Origin of the sequence: Streptomyces sp. NPDC051569 (assembly GCF_044454085.1) — a bacterium.
GTDB lineage: Bacteria > Actinomycetota > Actinomycetes > Streptomycetales > Streptomycetaceae > Streptomyces.
Map to the genome: position 1 here is coordinate 329263 of NZ_JBITDJ010000004.1, position 19985 is coordinate 349247.

Sequence of the window (19985 nt, forward strand, 5' to 3'; positions counted from 1 at the left end):
TTCCGTACGATGGCCGCCCCATGCCTGAACAGACCACGTCCATCGCCCCGTACATGCGCCGCCTGCTCGAACTCCTCGCCGAGGACGCCCCGGTGGAGGACTTCGGCGCCCTGGCCGCCGCGGCCCGCGTCGACGGCGCCCGTACGGACGACCTCCTGGAGGTCGAGCGCGCCACCGGGACCGCGCTGCGCGTGCGCCGCGTCCTGCGCCAGCACCGGCGCCGGGAGATGGAACTCACCGCGCTCTTCGACACCGCCGGAGACCTCGCCGGGCTGCGCGACCTCGACGCGGTGCTCCAGTCGATCGTGCGCCGCGTCCGGATGCTGCTCGGCACCGACACCGCGTATCTCACGCTCCCCGACGAGGAGGCGGGAGACACCTACATGCGGGTCACCGACGGTTCCGTCTCGCCGCTCTTCCAGAATCTGCGGCTGGAGCTCGGCGAGGGCCTGGGCGGGCTGGTGGCGCAGACCGCCCGGCCGTACGCCACCCCCGACTACCGCACCGACGAGCGCTTCCACCACACCGGCAGCATCGACGCCGGGGTCCTCGACGAGGGGCTGGTCGCCATCCTCGGGGTGCCGCTGCTGCTCGGCTCCAGCAGCGGCCGGGACGGGAAGGTCATCGGCGTGCTCTTCGCCGCCGACCGCACCCCCCGCCCGTTCGCGCCCGACGAGGTCGCCCTGCTGTGCTCGCTGGCCGCCCACGCCGCCATCGCCATCGACACCGCCCGGGCCCTCGCCGACACCCGGGCGGCGCTGGCCGGTCTGGCCGACGCGAACGCGGTCATCCAGGAGCACTCCGCCGCCATGCAGCGCGCGCAGGAGGCCCACGACCGGCTCACCGATCTCGTCCTGCGCGGCGGCGACGTACCGGAGGTGGCCGCGGCGGTCGCCGGGCTGCTGGAGGGGCCCATCACCATCCACGACCCCGACGGCCGCCCGCTCACGGCGGTCGGGCGCGACGGCGGCCCCTTCGCCGGACAGGTCCCGGACGCCACCGGCCTCTTCAGGGCCGCCGGTGACTCCCGTGCGGCCGCCCGCGCCGTCCTCCGGGACGGCCGCTGGATCTGCGCGGTCCTCGCCGGACAGGAGCTGCTGGGCTGCCTGGTGCTGCACGACCGGCCGCGACTGGACGACCCCGACCGGCGGCTGTTCGAGCGCGCCGGAGTCGTCACCGCGCTGCTGCTGTTGCTGCGGCGCTCGGTCTCCGAGACCGAGAACCGTGTCCGGGGCGATCTCCTCGCCGACCTGCTGGCCGCCCCCGACCGCGACCCCGCCGGCCTGGTCGAACGGGGCCGCCGGCTCGGCGTCGACCTCGACCGGTCCCATCTGCTGCTGGTCGCGGAAGCCACCGCCGAAGGGCGGGACCGGCTCGCCGGGGCGGCCGTACGGTACCTCTTCGGCGGCGACGGCATCAGCGCCGAACACACCGGGACGGTGGTGCTGCTGCTCCCGTACGACGGGACCCCGCCCGGCGAGGCCGCCAGGGCCGCCGTCGCGCAGCTCACCCCGCTCGCCGGCGGCCCGGTCACCGTGGCCGCCGCCGGGCCCTCGGCCGGGCCCCGGGCGCTCGCCGCCGCGCACACGGAGGCGGTGCGCTGCCTGCGCGCGCTCCAGTCACTGGGCCGCGTGGGAGACGCGGGCTGCGCCGCCGAACTGGGCTTCGTCGGCGTGCTCCTGGGCGACGCGCACGACGTGCACGGCTTCGTCGCCGCCACCCTCGGACCGCTCCTGGAGTACGACGCGCGGCGGGGCACCGCGCTGGTGCGCACCCTGGACGCCTACTTCGGCTGCGGTGGCAGCCTCACCCGCGCCAAGGACGTGCTGCATCTCCACGTCAACACGGTCGTGCAGCGCCTGGACCGCATCCAGGCACTGCTCGGCCCCGACTGGAACGCCCCGGAGCGCGCGCTCGAACTGCGGCTCGCGCTCCGGCTCCATCTGCTGTCGGGTGACCACCGGCCGGACAGGTCCTAGGAGATCCGGGCGTCCGGCACCCCGGCGGCGTCCAGCAGGTGACGGGCCACCACCCGGGCGCCGTCGTCGCCGGTGAGCAGGGTGTAGTGGTTGGTACCGGCCACCCGCATCGGCGTGACCGGCGCGTCTCCCTCGCCGCCGAGTCCGGCGGCGGCCAGGCGCTGTTCGTCGTACAGCCCCTGCGGCTCGTCCATCAGTCCCCGCTCGGCCCACAGCAGTCGCGCGGGGAAGGGCAGTTGGTGGATCGCGTCCAGCACTTCCGTACCGAACAGGCCCACACCGTCGGCGCGCACCGCGTCAAGCACGCAGGACGAGCGCAGCGCGGGTTCCTCCCCCACCAGGTCGCGCTGGATGTACGCGTCGACCCACGGCGACCAGGACGAGCCGAAGGCCGGGTGCTCCTGCCAGAAGGCCCGGTAGGCGTCGCGGTCGGGGAAGGTCATCGACAGCCGCCGCATGGCCGGGCCGATGACGGCGGTGATCAGCTCGTCGGGCTCCAGATGGGCCGGTGCGGGGAAGCCCACGCCGCCGTCGACGAGCAGCAGGGAAGCGAACCGGTCCGGGAAGCGGACCGTGGCCAGGGCGGCGATGAACGCGCCCATCGAGTGGCCGGTCAGGACGACCGGTTCGGGGCCGAGAGCGGCCGCCAGCGCCGCCGCGTCCTCGGCGTGGGCGGCGATGCCGTACGGGCCCGGATGCGTACGGCTGCCCGCCCGGCCCCGGAGGTCGGGCGCGACCAGGGTCACGCGGCCGGCGAGGTGGTGGGCGACCCGGGCCCAGGACAGGGAGTTGGCGGTGATGCCGTGCAGGGCCAGCACCACGGGCGCCCCCGGCCGGGCCGCCGGCCAGCGCAGCACGGCCAGCTCACCGGAGCCGACCGGGACGGTGCTCTCCTCGTACGGCCCGGTCTCCTCGTACGGCCCGGTCTCCTCGTACGGCCTGGTCTCCTCGTACGCCGTCACGCGCCCGCCTCCTGGTGGTCACCGCTGCCCGACCCCTTACGGGCCGCACCGGCGGACCGTATCCGCTCCGGCAGGCGCACCACCCCGCCCGGCAGCACGTAGACCACCACGACGAAGAGCGCGCCGAGCAGGAACAGCGGCTGGGAGAGGGGCACGCGCAGCACGGCGGGCAGCCCGGCGACCGCGTCGGAGCCGGCCAGGTCGCCCAGCCGGTGATCGGCCCAGGTGTACAGGACACCGCCGATCAGCGGCCCCCAGCGGGTCCCGGAGCCGCCCAGGACCACCATCACCAGCAGCGAGAGGGTGAAGTCCGAGGTCGTCGCCTGCGGGGTGGCGCCGCCGGTCAGCAGCAGGTAGACGATGCCGCCAAGGGCCGCGAGGGCGCCGGCCAGCACGAAGGCGACGAGCTTGAAGCCGTACGGCCGCAGCCCGAGCACCTCCACCCGGCGTTCGTTCTCCTTGATGCCCTCCCAGACGCGCCCGGTGGGCGAGCGGACCGCCCAGTGGACGGCCGCCAGGGTGAAGATCAGGTAGGCCAGGGCTATCCAGTACAGGTTGACGGTGTGTTCGATGCCGACCAGGGCGCCGGGCAGCGACTCCGCCGGGACCGCCCGGCCTTCCTCGCCGCCCGTGATGCCGCCCGGGTCGCGTTCCACGAGGATCGATCCGGCCTGGGCGAAGGCGAGGGTCACCATGGAGAACCCGATGCCGCTCACCCGCAGGCTGACCGAGCCGAGCAGCGCGGCGAGCGCCACTCCGAAGAGCAGCCCGAGCAGGGCCGAGACGGCGAAGGAGAAACCGGCTTCGAGCATGATCGTGTTGGTGGCGTACGTCCCGGCCGCGAAGTACAGGGCGTGGCCGAAGGAGAGCAGCCCGGTGCGGCCGAGCAGCAGGTCGTAACCGGTGGCCAGGGCGCCGAAGAGCAGGCACATGGCGAGCAGTTGGAGGCTGCCAGGACTGCCGATCGGCCCGTCCAGCAGTCCTGGCAGGGGCAGCGCGCTGTACGGCGCGGCGAGCAGCGCCAGCAGGGCGGCGGCGGGCCACCACCGGGTGACGCGGCGCGGCCGCCCGCCGTCGGCCGTGCCGGGCGGCGGGCCACCGGGGAGCGGGCCGCCGGAGAGCGTGTCGCCGGGGGCCTGGAGGTCGTCTGTCTGGTGGGCGGTGGTCACGCGAGTCTCCCGGTGAGGCCGCGCGGCCGGACGAGCAGCAGCGCGGCGAGCAGGACGACGACGGAGAGGTCGCCGAGCCCGGCGGTGGTGTAGTAGTTGGCGAACTGCTGGACGAGCCCGACGCCGACGGATGCCAGCGCGGCTCCGGTGACCGATCCCATCCCGCCCATCACGACCACCACGAAGGCGAAGATGAGCAGCGAGGTGCCCTGGCCGGGGTCGACGGACCCGAAGTAGAGGCCGCTGAGCGCACCCGCGAGGGCCGCCGCCGCCCCGCCGATGGCGAAGACCAGGGTGAAGGCCTTGCGTACGTCGATGCCGAGGGCGGTGACCATCGCCCGGTCCTCGACCCCGGCCCGGACGACGAGGCCGTGCCGGGTGCCGGAGAGGAAGAGCTTGAGGGCGACGAGGACGACCAGGGCGGCGCCGATCAGCACCAGCCGGTTCACGGGGATACGGGCGCCCAGCAGCCCGAAGGTGCCGGACAGGGCCTCCGGCCCGGGGAAGGGGCGGGCGTCCGAGCCCCAGATCGCCGACAGCAGCGCCGGAATGGCGAGACCGACGCCGACGGTGGCCAGGACCTGTTCGCGGGGACGGGCGTACAGCGGCCGGATCACGGCGAGTTCGAGGACGACGGCGGCGAGGGTGCCGACGGCGGTCCCGAAGACGACCGCGAGGACGAAGCCGAGGCCGCCGGGCCCGGCGCCGGGCAGGTGCCCGGAGGCGGCCCACCAGGTGCCGTAGGCGCCGATGGACAGCAGCGCGCCATGGGCGAAGTTCAGCACGTCCATCAGGCCGAAGATCAGCGAGAGGCCGGAGGCGACCAGGAAGTACAGCGCTCCCAGTCCCAGTCCGGTGAGGGTGAGCAGGACGACGGTGGACATCAGGCGCCCGCCCCTTCGGTCCGTACGGGAGGGTGTTCGTGGCGGCCGACGCCCAGCAGCCGGCGGGTGGCCTCGGCGTCGGCGAGCAACTCGGCGGCGGCGCCCTGGTAGGAGGTACGGCCGTCGGCGAGGACGACACAGTGCTCGGCGAGCCGGCGCACCATGGCGAGGTTCTGCTCGACCAGCAGGATCGGGACGGCCTCGGCGGCGCGTTCCAGTACCTGGGCGACCTCGGTGACCACCTTGGGCGCGAGGCCCTTGGTGGGTTCGTCGGCGATGATCAGGCGGTTGCCGTTGAGCAGGGTGCGGGCGATGGCCACCATCTGCTGCTGGCCGCCGGAGAGCGTCCCCGCGGCCTGCTTGGCGCGCTGCCTCAGCTCCGGGAACAGCTCGTACACCAGCGGGTACGCGGGTTCGCCGGCGCCGGCGCGCTCGGCCAGGCGCAGGTTCTCCGCGACGGTGAGCCCGGCGAAGACGCCCCGGTCCTCGGGGGCGTAACCGATTCCCCGGCGGACCAGGGCGTGGGTGGCGAGGCGTACGGTCTCCTCGCCGTCGAGCAGGACGCTGCCGGTGCGCGGGACGAGGCCGAGGACGCCGCGCACGGTGGTCGTCTTGCCGGCGCCGTTGCGGCCCAGCAGGGCGGTGACCCCGCCGGCGGCGACATCGAGGTCGACGCCGTGCAGGATGTGCCGGTCGCCGATGACGACCCGCAGGTCGCGGACGGCGAGCAGGGCCGCGTGCGGTGTGGTGGGCGCGGTGGACGGCGCCGGTGTGGTCCGCGCGGTCACAGCGCCTCCCCGAGGTAGGCCTGCTGCACGGTGGCGTCGGACATGACGGCCGCCGGTGTGTCCAGGGCGAGCAGGGTGCCGTGGTGCATCACGGCGATCCGGTCGGCCAGGCCCAGCAGGACGTCCATGTGGTGTTCCACCATGAGGACGGTGCGGCCCTCGTCGCGGTGCAGGGAGCGGATCAGGTCGGTCAGGGCGGGCACCTCCTCGGCGCTCACCCCGGCCATCGGTTCGTCCAGGAGCATCAGGCGCGGCTCGCCGACGAGCAGCACGGCCAGTTCGAGCTTGCGCTTCTCGCCGTGGGACAGCGCCCCGGCCAGGGCTTCGGCGCGGTGGCCGAGGCCCGTACGGTCCAGTACGCCCCTGACCTGGGCCTGGTAGCCGGAGGCGCGGCGCCAGATCCGGTACGAGCCCCCCGTGGCTGCCTGGGCGGCGAGCCGCACATGGTCGGCGACGGTCATGCCCGGCCACAGGCTGGACGTCTGGAAGGTGCGGCCGAGTCCTCGTCGGGCGCGGGTGGCCACGGGCTCGGCGGTGATGTCGGTGCCGTCGAGTTCGACCGTGCCCCGGGAGGCCGGGTTGACCCCGCTGATCAGGTTGAACAGAGACGTCTTTCCGGCTCCGTTGGGGCCGATGAAGGCCACGAACTCGCCCTCGCGGACATCGAGGGACACGTCCTCGACGATGGTCGCTCCCCCGACGGTCCAGCCGAGGTCGCGCAGCCGGATCACGGGAGCGGGAGCGACGGCGGAAGCGGGGGCCCCGGGGGCAGCGGCGGAAGCGGGCGCGGCCCCGGGGGCGGGGGCGCCGCCCGTGGTCGCGGCGCCCCCCACCCCCTGTGGTGCTCTGTGCGTGGAGCTCACCGCTCAGCCCGCCCGCTTCGTCGCCGGGGGCGTGACGGCCGACATCGCGAGGGAGCCGGCCAGTTCGGGCTTGGCGGCGGCGCCGGTGCCCGTGAGCTTCGCCGTGAACATCGGCTGGAGCAGGGCGTGGTCCTCGGCGCGTACCTGCTCGGAGCCCTTGGGTCCTTCGAAGGTCCAGCCCTCCAGCGCCTTGACCATCGCGCCGGTGTCCTGGGCGCTGCCGGACTCGATGGCCCGCACGATCATCTGCGCGGCGGTGAATCCGTCCGGGCTGAACAGGTCGGGCGTGCCTCCGGCCTTGGTGATGCTGTCGAGCATCGCCGTCTCGACCGGGTTACCGCCGCCCGCTCCCGGGAAGTAGTGGGCGAGGAAGGACACCTTGTCGCCCGCGCCGCCGAAGATCGGGTACGAGGCGGTGCCCGCCAGCCCGGTCACCACCTTGCCGGCGTCGAGGACGCCCTGCTGGTCCAGCGCCGTCCACAGCGCCGGTGCGCTCGCCCCGGCCCAGGCGACGAAGACCAGGTCCGGCTTGCCCGCCTTGACCTGACGCGCGAACGGGGTGAGGTCACCGGCGCTCGGCGGTGCGAGCACCGATCCCACCGTCGCGCCCTGCGCGCCCAGAACGGCCTTCACGGCGGCCACGTTGGCCTGCCCGAACGCGGAGTTCTGCGACAGGACCGTCACCTTCTTGCCCTTGGCGTCGCCGAGCATCGTGCCCGCGGTGAGGATGTCCTGGTACGACTGGCGGCCCGAGCGGAACGTGTACGCGTTGACCCCGGTGACGGCGTCGGTGGCGGCGGTCCCGCTGATGAACAGGACGCGGTTCTGCGCGGCCAGCGGAGCCATCTGGAGGGCCACACCGGAGTCGGTGGACCCGGCGAGGATCTTGTAGCCCTTGCCGATCAGGCTCTTGGCCTCGGCGACGGCCTTCGCCGGGTCCCCCGTGTCGTCCTGCTCGGTGACCTCGATGGGGTGTCCGGCGACCTTGCCGGTGCCGTGCGTGGCGTAGTCCAGGCCCGCCGTGAAGCCTTCCTGGTACTGCTTGCCGTAGGCCGCGAGCGGTCCGGTACGGGAGTAGACCATGCCCACCTTGACGGGGGCGGAGTCCTCGCCGCCCGCCGACGCGCTGTCGGAGCCGGCCGTTCCGGCGGCGGCGCAGCCGGCGAGCAGGGCGCCGGCGGCCAGCAACGAGAACGCGCGTATGGATCTGCTGGTGAACGTGTTTCTGGTGCCCTGTGCGCTGGAAGGCATCTGACCGGCTCCTGGAGTCTTACGGAGTCCGCCGCCGGCCGGAGGAGTGCGGCTCCACAGCGGCGGTCGAATCGTGGTGGGTGATTTCCGAACCGTAGGAGTACCACGCCGTACCGGACATGTGGCTGACAACCGCTTCTGACGACCTGTCCATGGGAGCGGACCACATGGCCAAGCCGGTCCGCCTGCCGGAAGGGTGGGGCCGCCCGGACACCACGGCGCGGAGAGAACCGCGCGTGGACGGGCCTCCGAGCGGGGAAACCCACGTGAAAGGCGATCGCATGGACAAGGTGCTGGGCTCCGCCGCGCAAGCGGTGGCGGACATTTCCGACGGGGCGACCCTCGCCGTCGGCGGCTTCGGCCTGTGCGGCATCCCGTCGGCGCTGATCGCCGCGGTCGGCGAGACCGGCGTCTCGGGCCTGCACGTGGTGTCCAACAACTGCGGTGTGGACGACTGGGGTCTGGGCCTGCTGCTGCGGGCCGGCCGGATCTCCCGGATGACGTCCTCGTACGTCGGGGAGAACAAGGAATTCGCCCGGCAGTACCTGGCCGGTGAGCTGGAGGTGGAACTCACCCCGCAGGGAACGCTCGCCGAGCGGCTGCGCGCCGGCGGCTCCGGGGTCCCGGCCTTCTTCACCCCGGCCGGGGTGGGCACGCAGATCGAGGAGGGCGGCCTGCCCTGGCGGTACGCGGCGGACGGATCGGTCGCGGTTGCTTCCCCGCCCAAGGAGGTACGGGAGTTCGGGGGCCGCAGCTACCTCCTGGAGGAGGCCATCACCGCCGACTACGCCCTCGTCCGGGCGGCGGTCGCGGACCGGCACGGCAACTGCGTCTTCCACGCCGCCGCCCGCAACTTCAATCCGCTGAGCGCGATGGCCGGGCGGATCACCCTGGTGGAGGCGGAGCAGATCGTCGAGCCCGGCGAACTGGACCCGGACGCCGTCCACCTGCCGGGCGTGTACGTGGACCGTGTGGTCGCCGCCGACGCCTCCGACCGGCGTATCGAGCGCCGTACGGTCCGCCCCGCCGCCCGCCCCGCCGCCCGCCCCGCCGTCATCACCGCCGTCATCACCGCCGCCGCCGAGGAGAACTGATCATGCCGCTCGACCGCGACCAGCTCGCCGCCCGCGCCGCCCGGGAGCTCAGGGACGGCCAGTACGTGAATCTGGGCATCGGCCTGCCGACTCTCATCCCGAACCACCTGCCCGCCGGTGTGCATGTCGTCCTGCACTCGGAGAACGGCATCCTGGGCGTCGGCCCGTATCCGTACGAGGGCACGGAGCACCCGGACCTGATCAACGCGGGAAAGGAAACCGTGACCGTGGCCCCCGGCGCCGCGTACTTCGACTCCGCCTTCTCCTTCGGCATGATCCGGGCCGGCCGGATCGACGTCTCCGTCCTCGGCGCCATGCAGGTCTCCGCGCGGGGTGATCTCGCGAACTGGATGATCCCCGGGAAGATGGTCAAGGGCATGGGCGGCGCGATGGACCTGGTCCACGGCGCCCGCCGGCTGATCGTGGTCATGGAGCACACCGCCCGTGACGGATCGCCCAAGATCGTCGAGGAGCTCTCCCTGCCCGCCACCGGCCGGGGCGTGGTCCACCGCATCGTGACCGACCTGGCCGTCCTCGACGTCACCCCTGACGGCCTGGTGCTGGTGGAGACGGCGCCGGGCGTCACACCGGAGCAGGTGCGGGCCGCGACCGGCCCGGAAGTGCTCGTACCGGACCACGCGACGCCGTAACGGACCACGGAGGATCTGGACAGGGCCGCGGGGACACCAGGGACCTCGGGAAACCACGGGATCTCGGGGAAACGACGGCGGCTCGGGCCCGCCGGACGGCCACGGCCGCCGAGGCGGTCCGGCCGTACCCCCGAGGCGGTCCGGCGGGGTACCTGCGAGGCGTACCGCCGTGCCCCGGGCCACCCGCATCGTGTCAGACAGACGATTACACTGACCGGGTGCCTCAACTACGCCTCGCCCTGAATCAGATCGACTCGACCGTCGGCGATCTCGCCGCGAACGCCGAGGCGATCATGCACTGGACCCGGCACGCCGCCGAGCAGGGAGCGCATGTCGTCGCGTTCCCCGAGATGGTGCTGACCGGCTACCCCGTCGAGGACCTGGCCCTGCGGTCGTCCTTCGTCGAGGCGTCCCGGGCCGCCCTGCGCGCGCTCGCGGTCCGGCTCGACGCGGAGGGCTTCGGGGAGCTGCCCGTCATCGTCGGCTACCTGGACCGCTCCGAGAAGGCCCAGCCCCGGTACGGGCAGCCGGCCGGAGCGCCGCAGAACGCCGCCGCCGTGCTGCACCGGGGCGCGGTCGTGCTGAGCTTCGCCAAGCACCACCTGCCGAACTACGGCGTCTTCGACGAGTTCCGGTACTTCGTGCCCGGCGACACCATGCCCGTCGTACGCGTCCACGGCATCGACATCGCGCTGGCGATCTGCGAGGACCTGTGGCAGGACGGCGGGCGCGTGCCGGCCGCCCGGTCCGCCGGGGCCGGGCTGCTGCTGTCCATCAACGCCTCCCCGTACGAGAAGGAGAAGGACGACACCCGTCTCGACCTGGTGCGCAAGCGCGCCCAGGAAGCCGGCTGCACCACCGCGTACCTCGCGATGATCGGCGGCCAGGACGAGCTGGTCTTCGACGGTGACTCGATCGTCGTCGACAAGGACGGCGAGGTCATCGCCCGCGCGCCGCAGTTCGCGGAGGGCTCGGTGGTCCTGGACCTGGACCTGCCGGCCGCTGCCGCCGAGCCACCGTCGGGCGTCGTGGACGACGGGCTGCGGATCGACCGGGTCATCCTGTCCGAGGAGCCCCTCCCGGCGTACGAGCCCGAGCTGTCCGGCGGTTACGCCGAGCGCCTGGAGGACGACGAGGAGGTCTACTCGGCACTCGTCGTGGGCCTGCGCGCGTACGCCGCGAAGAACGGCTTCCGGTCCGTACTCATAGGGCTCTCCGGCGGTATCGACTCCGCGCTCGTCGCCGCCATCGCCTGTGACGCGCTCGGCGCACAGGACGTGTACGGCATCTCCATGCCGTCCAAGTACTCCTCGGACCACTCCAAGGACGACGCGGCCGAGCTGGCCCGGCGTACCGGGCTCAACTTCCGTACCGTCGCGATCGAGCCGATGTTCGACGCGTACATGGACTCGCTGGGGCTCACCGGGCTCGCGGAGGAGAACCTCCAGTCGCGGCTGCGCGGCACCCTGCTGATGGCCGTCTCCAACCAGGAGGGCCAGATCGTGCTCGCGCCGGGCAACAAGTCCGAGCTGGCGGTCGGCTACTCGACGCTGTACGGCGACTCGGTCGGCGCGTACGGCCCGATCAAGGACGTCTACAAGACGTCCATCTTCCGGCTCGCCCGCTGGCGCAACCGCGCAGCCGAGCAGCGTGGCCAGACGCCGCCCATCCCGGAGGCCTCGATCTCCAAGCCGCCCAGCGCCGAACTGCGCCCCGGCCAGGTCGACACGGACTCGCTGCCGGACTACGACGTACTGGACGGGATCCTGGAGCTGTACGTCGACCGCGACCAGGGCAAGGACGCGATCGTCGCGGCGGGCTTCGACGACGCGCTGGTCACGAAGACGCTCCGGATGGTGGATGTGGCGGAGTACAAGCGGCGCCAGTACCCGCCGGGCACCAAGATCTCGGCGAAGGGCTTCGGCAAGGACCGGCGGCTGCCGATCACGAACCGCTGGCGGGAGACGACGGGCTGAGCCCGCGCTCCTGCCGCGCCCGGGGGCCTTCCGCGACGACGCGGGAGGCCCCCGCCGGCGTGTCCTGCCGGTCCCGGCCCGGCCGGTCCAGCGCTCCGGCCGTCACCGCGATCGCCAGGCCGGCGACCGCGAGCACCGCGCCGACCAGGGTCGGTGACATCCAGCCCCAGCCGGCCGCGATCGCGGCGCCGCCGAGCCAGGCACCGCCCGCGTTGGCGAGGTTGAAGGCGGAGTGGTTGGAGGCGGCCGCGAGGGTGGGAGCGTCCTTGGCCTTCCGCATGACGAGCATCTGGAGCGGAGTCGTCGTCAGGAAGCCGACCGCGCCCAGCAGCACCACGGTCACCAGCGCCGCCCACTGCACATGCACCGTGAACCGGAAGGCGACCAGCACGACGGCGAGGGCGCCGAGCGACCCGTAGAGCGTGGGACGCGGCGCCCGGTCGGTGAGCGGTCCCGCTGCCAGGGCGCCGAGCGTCATACCGACGCCGAAGAGCGCCAGGACCAGCGTGACGGACGACTCGCCGAAGCCCATGACCTCGGTCGTCATCGAGGCGAGGTACGCGTACACGGCGAAGACCCCGCCGAAGCCGAAGACGGCGGTGGCGAGACCCAACAGCACCTGGCGGTTGCCGAGAGCGCGCAGTTCCCGGCCGAGGCTCTGGTGCGCGTCGACGGGTGCGTACGGGATGAGCCGGGCGAGCGCGGCCAGCGCCAGCAGGCCGATCGCGGTGACGACGAGGAAGGTGGCACGCCAGCCGAGGTTCTGGCCGAGCAGGGTGGCGGCGGGAACGCCGACGATGTTCGCGACCGTCAGCCCGAGGAACATCGTGGCCACGGCCCGCGCCTGCCGGCCCTCGGGCGCCAGCCGGGCGGCGACGACCGCGCCGACACCGAAGAACGCGCCGTGCGGCAGTCCGGCGAGGACCCGGCCCGCCAGCAGCCAGCCGTAGCCGGGGGCGAGCGCGGAGGCGAGGTTGCCGACGATGAAGAGGGCCATCAGCAGCAGGAGCATGCGTTTGCGCGGGACGCGGGAGCCGACAGCGGTGAGCAGCGGGGCTCCGATGACGACACCGATCGCGTACGCCGAGACGAGATGACCGGCGGTGGGCACGGACGTGCCCAGGTCGTCGGCGACATTGGGCAGCAGGCCCATCATCACGAACTCGGTGGTGCCGATGCCGAAGCTGCTCACGGCCAGGGCGAGCAGCGGAGCGATGGGCATGGGGAAGGACCTTTCCGCGATGAGGCTTCCGAGGAAAGTCCCTCGACGGAACAAAGTCTCTCAGACCGTCTGTTCCGGCAGATGAACAGCGGATTGCGGGCGGCACATCCGTACGCCCGGTTCGCCCGGCGCACCGAGCCCACCCGGCACACCGGGCCCACCCGGCGCGCTCAGCGCAGTTCGACCCGCGCCGCGATCGGCAGATGGTCGCTGTCCGTCCGGGGAAGGGTCCAGGACGACACCGGTTCGACGCCCTTCACCATGATCTGGTCGATCCGCGCCAGCGGGAACCCGGCCGGCCAGCTGAAGCCGTAACCGTCGCCCGCCGCGCCCTGCGTGGAGCGCATCTGGGACGTGATGGCGTTCAGGGAGCGGTCGTTCATCGTGCCGTTGAGATCGCCGAGCAGGATCACCCGGCGCAGCGGCTCCGCGGCGATGGCCTCGCCGAGCGCGTCCGCGCTCTTGTCGCGCTGGTTCGCGGTGAACCCGGCGTGCAACTTGACCCGTACGGAGGGCAGATGGGCCACCACGACGGCGACCTGGCCGTGCGGGGTGTCCACCGTGGAGCGCAGCGCGCGGACCCAGCCGAGCTTGATGTCGACGGGCCGGGAGCCGGTCATCGGGTACTTGCTCCACAGTCCGACCGTGCCCTGGACCGAGTGGTACGGGTAGGTGGCGGCCAGGGCGTCCTCGTACACCGGTACGGCCTCGGCCGTCAGCTCCTCCAGCGCGACGACCTCCGCCCCGGAGTCCGCGAGGGCGTGAGCGGTGCCCTGGGGGTCCGGGTTCTCCGCGTTGACGTTGTGCGTGGCGACCATGAGGTCGCCGCCCGGCCCGGACTTGCCGGCGAGGAGCCCGCCGAAGAGATTCACCCAGACAACGGCGGGCAGCAGCACGGCGATCAGGGCGGTCACGGAGCGCCGTACCAGCGCCAGGACGAGGATCAGCGGGACGAAGAGACCGAGCCAGGGCAGGAACGTCTCGGTGAGGCTGCCCAGGTTGCCGATCTGGTTGGGGATCTGCGCGTGCAGGATCATCACCACCGCGACCACCACGGCGAGCAGGGCGAGGACGATGCCGCGCCGCCAGATGTCCCGGTCGCCGCGCCAGCGGGCGAGCAGGGTTCTGACGCGGGATCCGGTGCGGTGTTTCTCCCCGCCCGCCGTCACCGACCGCGCCGTGTACTCCTGCGTCATGTGTGTCGCCCTCACTACCTTGCTGTGCACACCCACCCCCGACCCTAGGGGATGTCCGCGCGCTTTCTCCTCCGCCGTCCGGGAACGGCCGTACTGCCACGGAGACGCGGGCGGCGGTGCGGCGGGTTCCGATCAAGGACGAATGGCGGGTAGCTGTGACAGAACGCGCACGGTCGGGGCGGGCCGGGGACAGGATGTGATCGGTCTCACCGGCCGGGCGTTTCGCCGCGGGGCGTTTCGCCGTTGGCCGGTCCGGGGCGGCCGGTCCGGGGCGGCCGGCACCGGCTGCGCCGCCGCCGTTCACTTCCGCGGGCTGATCCCCTGGAGCGCCGAGCTGATGATCTGCTCGGCGAGGTCGTCGTCCAGCGGCGCCTCCGACCGGTGCAGTGTGCGGATGAGCATGGGGCCGACCAGCAGGTCGTTCATCAGCTCCACGTCCAGGTCGTCCCGCAGCTCACCGTCGGCCACCCCCCGGCGGATGGCGGCCAGCGTGGCCTGGCGGCGCGGCTCGATCACCGTCCTGTGGTACGCGTCCCACAGCACGGGATGGCTCTTCATCTCCGCGAAGACGTTGTGCAGCAGGGCGGAGGAGCGCTGGGCGAGCCCGCGCCGGCGCAGCGACTCCAGGATGACGGCGAGATCGTCGAGGGCCGAGGTGCCGGGCAGGGCGGGCTCGGGCGGTTCGATCTCCCGCAGGACGTCGACGAAGAGCTCTTCCTTGCCCTGCCAGCGCCGGTAGATGGTGGCCTTGCCGACGCCCGCCGTACGGGCGATCCGCTCGATGGAGAGCGCGCCGAGCGGCACACCCTCCTCCAGCAGGCTCACGACAGCGTCCAGGATCGCCCGCTCGGCCGCCTCACTGCGTGGCCTGCCGCGCCGGTGTTCCTTCGCGTGACCCTGCCCCTGCACGTGTTCCGCCTCTCGCCGCGCCCGTCAGCCGCACTCGCCGCCCCCGGTGAATTCTCGTACACAGCGGCGCCGGCCGTGCGCCGGCCGCCCCGCCCCGCGCACGGGGGCGGGACGGGGCGGCCGGCTTCCTCAGGGGCGGCTCACGGCGGCCGGGGCGGGCGCCTCGCCACTGTCCGTGGCCTTCGCCGTCCTCGGCCGGGCCGGCAGGAAGACCGCGACCACCACGGCGCCGATCACCGCGACACCCGCCGAGGCGAGGGCCGTCAGGTGCATGGCGTCCAGGAACGCCTCGTACGCGGCACCGATCAGCGGCTTGCCCGCGGGACCGAGCTTCCCGGCGATGGCGAGGGTGGCTTCGATGGACTCCCCCGCCGCGTCCCGCGCACCGGCCGGTACGGCGTCGAGGTGCCCCTCGATCCCGCCCCGGTAGGTCGCGGACAGGACGGAGCCGAGAACGGCCACACCCAGGGCCCCGCCGACCTGGCGGAAGGTGTTGTTGATCGCCGAGCCGGAACCGGCCTTCTCGCGGGGCAGCGCCTGCATCACCGCGACCGTCACCGGCGGCATGATGTGGGCCATTCCGGTGCCCTGGACGAAGAAGACCACGCACATCACCCAGACCGGCGTGCCCGCGCCGAAGAGGGCGAACGCCGCGAGTCCGGCCGCGACCAGCACCATGCCCGCCGTGCAGACGGCGCGGGCGCCGAACCGGTCGACGACCAGCCGGGCACGCGGCGCGAAGATCATCTGGGCGGCGGCCAGCGGCAGGATCAGCAGACCCGACTGGAGGGCGCTGTAGCCGCGCACGCTCTGCAGGTAGAAGGCGGAGAAGAAGGTCACGCCCATCAGCGCGAAGAAGACGAGCGCGATGGCGGCGACGGCGGCCGCGAAGGCCGGCTTCTTGAAGTAGGTGACGTCGATGGCCGGGTGGCTGCTGCGCTTCTCGTGCCAGACGAAGCCGGCCAGCACGGCCAGGCCGCCCAGCAGCGGAAGCAGCACGGTGGCGTCGGTGAAGTCGGCCAGCTGGCCGCCGCGGATGATGCCGTACACCAGCAGGACGAGTCCGACGATGGAGAGCACGACCCCCAGCGGGTCGACCCGGCCGGGCCTGGGGTCCCGGGAGTCCGGCACCAGCAGCACCATCGCGACCAGCGCGACGACGGCGACGGGGACGTTCACCAGGAAGATGGAGCCCCACCAGAAGTGCTCCAGCAGCAGACCGCCGGTGATCGGGCCGATGGCGATGCCGAGGCCCACACTGCCGGCCCAGATGCCGATGGCCTTGGGCTGCTCGTCACGCTCGAAGACGTTCATCAGGACGGCGAGGGTGGCGGGCATCACGAAGGCGGCGCCGAAGCCCATCAGGGCGCGGTAGCCGATGAGTTCGGCGGGCGATCCGGACATGGCGGCGAGCGCCGAGCCGATGCCGAAGACGGCGATACCGAAGAGCAGCACCTTCTTGCGGCCGATGCGGTCGCCGAGGAGCCCCGAGGTGAAGAGCAGTCCGGCGAAGACGAGCGTGTAGGAGTTGATCGCCCACTCCAGCTCGCTCTGGGTGGCGCCGATGCCGGTGGGCTCGGGGGCGGCGATCGTCTTGACCGCCACATTGAGGATCGAGTTGTCCAGCACGACGATGAGCAGGCTGAACATCAGGACGCCCAGGATCGCCCAGCGGCGGCGGTGGACGGCTTCGGGTATGCGAGGTGCGGCGGCCGGGCCGCCGGACGGTGTGGACATGACGCACAGGCTAGGCCCATTCCAATACGACACCGTCTCGTATTGGAAAGACTTTACCGCTGCCGGAATACCCGGCCGGAGCAGCTGGCCGGAATAGCTGGCCGGAATAGCTGGCCGGAAGCGTGCGCTGACGAGGCCGGCAGGGGCCCACTTCCCGTGAACGGGCCCGGGATGCCACCATGGATGTGGTCCGGGGACGCCGTCAGGGCGCCTCGAGATGACGAAAGGGCCGTCGGCCATGACTCTTCAGGGTGCACAGAAGCCGCCTGCGGGCGCGGGCGCGGCAAGCCCCGGCGACAGCGGGAAGGCACTGTACGGCGGTAAGAGCTCCCGCCGGATCACCGTCCATGACATCGCCGCCGCCAAGGAGCGCGGCGAGAAGTGGCCGATGCTCACCGCCTACGACGCGATGACCGCATCCGTCTTCGACGAGGCCGGCATCCCCGTGATGCTCGTCGGCGACTCGATGGGCAATGTCCACCTGGGGTACGAGACCACCGTCCCGGTGACGCTGGACGAGATGACGATGCTCTCCGCCGCGGTCGTACGGGGCACGAAGCGCGCCCTGATCGTCGGCGACCTGCCGTTCGGCTCGTACCAGGAAGGGCCGGTCCAGGCCCTGCGCAGCGCCACCCGCCTGGTGAAGGACGCGGGGGTCGGCGCCATCAAGCTGGAGGGCGGCGAGCGCTCGCACCCCCAGATCGAGCTGCTGGTCCAGGCCGGCATCCCGGTGATGGGACACATCGGGCTCACCCCGCAGTCCGTCAACACCCTCGGCTACCGGGTCCAGGGCCGTGGCGAGGAAGCCGCCCAGCAGCTGCTCCGCGACGCCAAGGCCGTCCAGGACGCGGGGGCCTTCGCGGTCGTCCTCGAACTCGTACCGGCCGAGCTGGCCGCCGAGGTCACGCGCATCCTGCACATCCCCACCGTCGGGATCGGCGCGGGTGCAGAGACGGACGCGCAGGTGCTCGTCTACACCGACATGGTCGGTCTGACGGGCGGTAAGGTGCCGCGCTTCACCAAGCAGTACGCGAACCTCCGGCAGACCCTCGGCGACGCGGCGAAGGCGTTCGCGGACGAGGTCGTTGGAGGAACGTTCCCGCAGGAGGAGCACACGTTCCACTAGGGCGCACAGCCACGCCTGGCCCGTGGCCCCTGGCCCCTGATCCTGCCCTCGCCCGCCCACCCGCCCGCCACGAGCCCGCGCTGTCCGCGCGTTCGCGGCGCCCCCAGCCACTGCCCGCACGACCGACAGCCCGCCGGCCATCCCCCGCCGGCGGGCTGTCGTGTGCCCGGCGGCCCTCCCCTGTCGGCCAAATCCCGGCTGCCGCCGGATATCGGCGCGCTGTCGGCCGTTTGTCGGTCACTTGTCGGTGGATTGTCGGCCGCATGTCGGTGGCGGCTGGTGTCATGTGTTCATGACGCGAATCGACAAGAACCCCAACGGCGGCCGCTCGGGCAACGCCGTCGAGGTGCGGGGGCTGGTCAAGCAGTACGGCGGACCCCAGGGCACCCGGGCCCTCGACGGAGTCGACCTCGATGTGCGCGAGGGCACCGTCCTCGGGGTGCTCGGCCCCAACGGCGCCGGCAAGACAACGCTCGTCCGCATCCTCTCCACCCTCGTCCAGCCGGACGCCGGGACCGCGTTCGTCGCCGGGTACGACGTGCTGCGCCAGCCGCGCCAGCTGCGCCGCACCATCGGCCTCACCGGCCAGTACGCCTCGGTCGACGAGAAGCTGTCCGGCTGGGAGAACCTCTACATGATCGGGCGGCTCCTCGATCTGTCCCGCAAGGACGCGCGGCGCCGGTCCGACGAGCTGCTGGAGCGCTTCTCGCTCACGGAAGCGGCGAAGAAGCCCACCCTGCAGTACTCGGGCGGGATGCGCCGCAGGCTCGACCTGGCCGCGTCGATGATCGGTCGGCCCGCCGTGCTCTATCTGGACGAGCCGACGACCGGGCTCGACCCCCGGACCCGCAACGAGGTCTGGGACGAGGTGAAGCGGATGGTCGCCGAGGGCGCGACCGTCCTGCTCACCACCCAGTACATGGAAGAGGCCGAGCAGCTGGCGAGCGAGCTGACGGTCATCGACCGGGGCCGGATCGTCGCCGGCGGCGGGGTCGACGAGCTGAAGGCGAAGGTCGGCGGCCGCACCCTCCAGATCAGGCCGTCGGATCCCGCGCAACTCTCCGCCATGGCACGGGCGATCGCCGAGGCGGGCCTCGACGGGGTGTCCGGCACCCAGGCCGTCCCCGACGAGGGACTGCTCTACGTCCCGATCCTCAGCGACGGGCAACTGACGTCGGTCATCGGCCTGCTGGGCGAGCGCGGCTTCGGCATCGCCCACATAGGCACCCATCTGCCCAGCCTGGACGAGGTGTTCCTGGCCATCACCGGCCAGAAGTCGACCGCCGCGTCCGACACCGCACCCGAGGAGGTCGCGGCATGACCACGACGACGCTGCCCGCACCCGCGCCCGACCTGGCCCCCGGTCCGGCCCGCGCCACCGGCGGCGAGGGCCGGATCGGCCTGCGCGCCAACCTGCGCCACACCGGCGCGCTGGTGCGCCGCAACATCCTGCAGATCAAGCAGGACCCCGAGTCGATGTTCGACGTCCTGCTGATGCCGATCATCTTCACGCTGCTGTTCGTGTACGTCTTCGGCGGCTCCGTCGGCGCGAGCCTCGGCGGCGACCGGAACTCGTACGTGAACTACGTGGTCCCGGGCCTGATGGCGATGATGGGCATGAACATCGCCATGGCGGTCGGCACCGGCATGAACGACGACTTCCGCAAGGGCGTCATGGACCGGTTCCGTACGATGCCGATCGCCCGGTCCTCCGTGCTGATCGCGAAGATCGTCGTCGAGATCGGCCGGATGCTGGTCGCCACCGCGATCCTGCTGGGCATGGGCTTCCTGCTCGGCCTGGAGATCAAGACGTCGGTGGTGGAACTGCTCGCGGCAGTCGGTCTCTCGCTGGCGTTCGGCGCCTCGCTGATGTGGATCTTCATCCTGGTCGGGCTCACCATGAAGACGTCCCAGGCCGTCCAGGGGGTGGGGATGCTCGTCCTGATGCCGTTGCAGTTCGGGTCGTCGATCTTCGCACCGACGGCCACGATGCCCGGCTGGCTCCAGGCGTTCACCGACTACAACCCGCTCTCCGGCCTCGCGGACGCGGCACGTGGTCTGATCAACGGCGGCCCGGTCGCCCACTCCGTCTGGCTGACGCTGGGATGGGCCGCGGCGATCACGGTGGTGACGGCGCCGCTGGCGGTCGCCAAGTTCCGCAAGAAGTCCTGAGCGACCG

Annotated in this window: 17 protein-coding genes; 7 read left to right on the forward strand and 10 right to left on the reverse strand. The window is 72.5% G+C overall.

Going from position 1 to position 19985, the window contains the following annotated elements; all coding sequences use genetic code 11:
* The first annotated feature begins 20 nt into the window (after nucleotides 1-20).
* On the forward strand, nucleotides 21-1979 hold the full coding sequence (locus tag ACIBAE_RS09655; protein ID WP_399283484.1) for a helix-turn-helix domain-containing protein: 1959 nt from the start codon (nucleotides 21-23) through the stop codon (nucleotides 1977-1979).
* Here the strand turns inward: ACIBAE_RS09655 and ACIBAE_RS09660 are convergent.
* The 6 genes from ACIBAE_RS09660 to ACIBAE_RS09685 form a co-directional block, all read right to left on the reverse strand.
* The gene (locus ACIBAE_RS09660) at nucleotides 1976-2842 is read right to left on the reverse strand and encodes an alpha/beta hydrolase (RefSeq protein ID WP_399283798.1); all 867 of its coding nucleotides are present in this window, start codon (nucleotides 2840-2842) and stop codon (nucleotides 1976-1978) included. The genes ACIBAE_RS09655 and ACIBAE_RS09660 overlap by 4 nt on opposite strands.
* A 95-nt stretch (nucleotides 2843-2937) precedes the next feature.
* Nucleotides 2938-3969, reverse strand: a complete 1032-nt coding sequence (locus ACIBAE_RS09665; protein ID WP_399283799.1) for a branched-chain amino acid ABC transporter permease — start codon at nucleotides 3967-3969, stop codon at nucleotides 2938-2940.
* Between the two features lie 137 nt (nucleotides 3970-4106).
* Nucleotides 4107-4994 (reverse strand): branched-chain amino acid ABC transporter permease, encoded by an 888-nt coding sequence (locus ACIBAE_RS09670; protein WP_399283485.1) that lies wholly within the window; start codon nucleotides 4992-4994, stop codon nucleotides 4107-4109.
* Nucleotides 4994-5725 carry an ABC transporter ATP-binding protein gene (locus tag ACIBAE_RS09675; RefSeq protein ID WP_399283800.1) on the reverse strand — a complete coding sequence of 244 codons (732 nt, stop codon included), beginning with the start codon at nucleotides 5723-5725 and terminating at the stop codon, nucleotides 4994-4996. Before ACIBAE_RS09675 ends, ACIBAE_RS09670 begins: the two co-directional genes overlap by 1 nt.
* Before the next feature lie 53 nt (nucleotides 5726-5778).
* Entirely contained in the window at nucleotides 5779-6513 is a 735-nt protein-coding gene (locus tag ACIBAE_RS09680; RefSeq protein WP_399283802.1) for an ABC transporter ATP-binding protein, read from the reverse strand.
* Between the two features lie 135 nt (nucleotides 6514-6648).
* Nucleotides 6649-7896 carry a substrate-binding domain-containing protein gene (locus tag ACIBAE_RS09685; protein ID WP_399283487.1) on the reverse strand — a complete coding sequence of 416 codons (1248 nt, stop codon included), beginning with the start codon at nucleotides 7894-7896 and terminating at the stop codon, nucleotides 6649-6651.
* 281 nt (nucleotides 7897-8177) lie between these two features.
* Between ACIBAE_RS09685 and ACIBAE_RS09690 the strand changes: the two genes are divergently transcribed.
* From ACIBAE_RS09690 to ACIBAE_RS09700, 3 genes are all read left to right on the forward strand, one after another.
* Complete coding sequence (locus ACIBAE_RS09690) at nucleotides 8178-8990, forward strand: CoA transferase subunit A (RefSeq protein WP_399283489.1); 813 nt, start codon at nucleotides 8178-8180, stop codon at nucleotides 8988-8990.
* Nucleotides 8991-8992: 2 nt separating this feature from the next.
* Entirely contained in the window at nucleotides 8993-9640 is a 648-nt protein-coding gene (locus tag ACIBAE_RS09695; RefSeq protein WP_399283491.1) for a CoA transferase subunit B, read from the forward strand.
* Nucleotides 9641-9858: 218 nt separating this feature from the next.
* Nucleotides 9859-11616, forward strand: coding sequence for an NAD+ synthase (locus tag ACIBAE_RS09700; protein WP_399283493.1), 1758 nt, complete (start codon nucleotides 9859-9861; stop codon nucleotides 11614-11616).
* Here the strand turns inward: ACIBAE_RS09700 and ACIBAE_RS09705 are convergent.
* From ACIBAE_RS09705 to ACIBAE_RS09720, 4 genes are all read right to left on the reverse strand, one after another.
* Complete coding sequence (locus ACIBAE_RS09705; protein ID WP_399283495.1) at nucleotides 11585-12838, reverse strand: MFS transporter; 1254 nt, start codon at nucleotides 12836-12838, stop codon at nucleotides 11585-11587. The two genes, ACIBAE_RS09700 and ACIBAE_RS09705, sit on opposite strands and share 32 nt — an antisense overlap.
* Before the next feature lie 170 nt (nucleotides 12839-13008).
* The gene (locus tag ACIBAE_RS09710; RefSeq protein WP_399283496.1) at nucleotides 13009-14034 is read right to left on the reverse strand and encodes an endonuclease/exonuclease/phosphatase family protein; all 1026 of its coding nucleotides are present in this window, start codon (nucleotides 14032-14034) and stop codon (nucleotides 13009-13011) included.
* A gap of 300 nt (nucleotides 14035-14334) precedes the next feature.
* Nucleotides 14335-14943: a TetR/AcrR family transcriptional regulator gene (locus ACIBAE_RS09715; protein WP_399283497.1), complete on the reverse strand. Its 609-nt coding sequence runs from the start codon at nucleotides 14941-14943 to the stop codon at nucleotides 14335-14337.
* A gap of 129 nt (nucleotides 14944-15072) precedes the next feature.
* A complete protein-coding gene (locus tag ACIBAE_RS09720; RefSeq protein ID WP_399283498.1) occupies nucleotides 15073-16680 on the reverse strand; it encodes an MFS transporter in 1608 nt (535 codons plus the stop codon).
* Between the two features lie 238 nt (nucleotides 16681-16918).
* On the opposite strand from ACIBAE_RS09720, the gene panB reads away from it, so the two are divergent.
* The 3 genes from panB to ACIBAE_RS09735 all read left to right on the forward strand — a co-directional run bounded on the left by panB (nucleotide 16919) and on the right by ACIBAE_RS09735 (nucleotide 19978).
* Nucleotides 16919-17806 carry a 3-methyl-2-oxobutanoate hydroxymethyltransferase gene (gene panB / locus ACIBAE_RS09725; RefSeq protein ID WP_399283500.1) on the forward strand — a complete coding sequence of 296 codons (888 nt, stop codon included), beginning with the start codon at nucleotides 16919-16921 and terminating at the stop codon, nucleotides 17804-17806.
* A gap of 292 nt (nucleotides 17807-18098) precedes the next feature.
* On the forward strand, nucleotides 18099-19127 hold the full coding sequence (locus ACIBAE_RS09730) for an ATP-binding cassette domain-containing protein (RefSeq protein WP_399283502.1): 1029 nt from the start codon (nucleotides 18099-18101) through the stop codon (nucleotides 19125-19127).
* Nucleotides 19124-19978 carry an ABC transporter permease gene (locus ACIBAE_RS09735; protein ID WP_399283504.1) on the forward strand — a complete coding sequence of 285 codons (855 nt, stop codon included), beginning with the start codon at nucleotides 19124-19126 and terminating at the stop codon, nucleotides 19976-19978. Before ACIBAE_RS09730 ends, ACIBAE_RS09735 begins: the two co-directional genes overlap by 4 nt.
* Nucleotides 19979-19985: the final 7 nt, after the last annotated feature.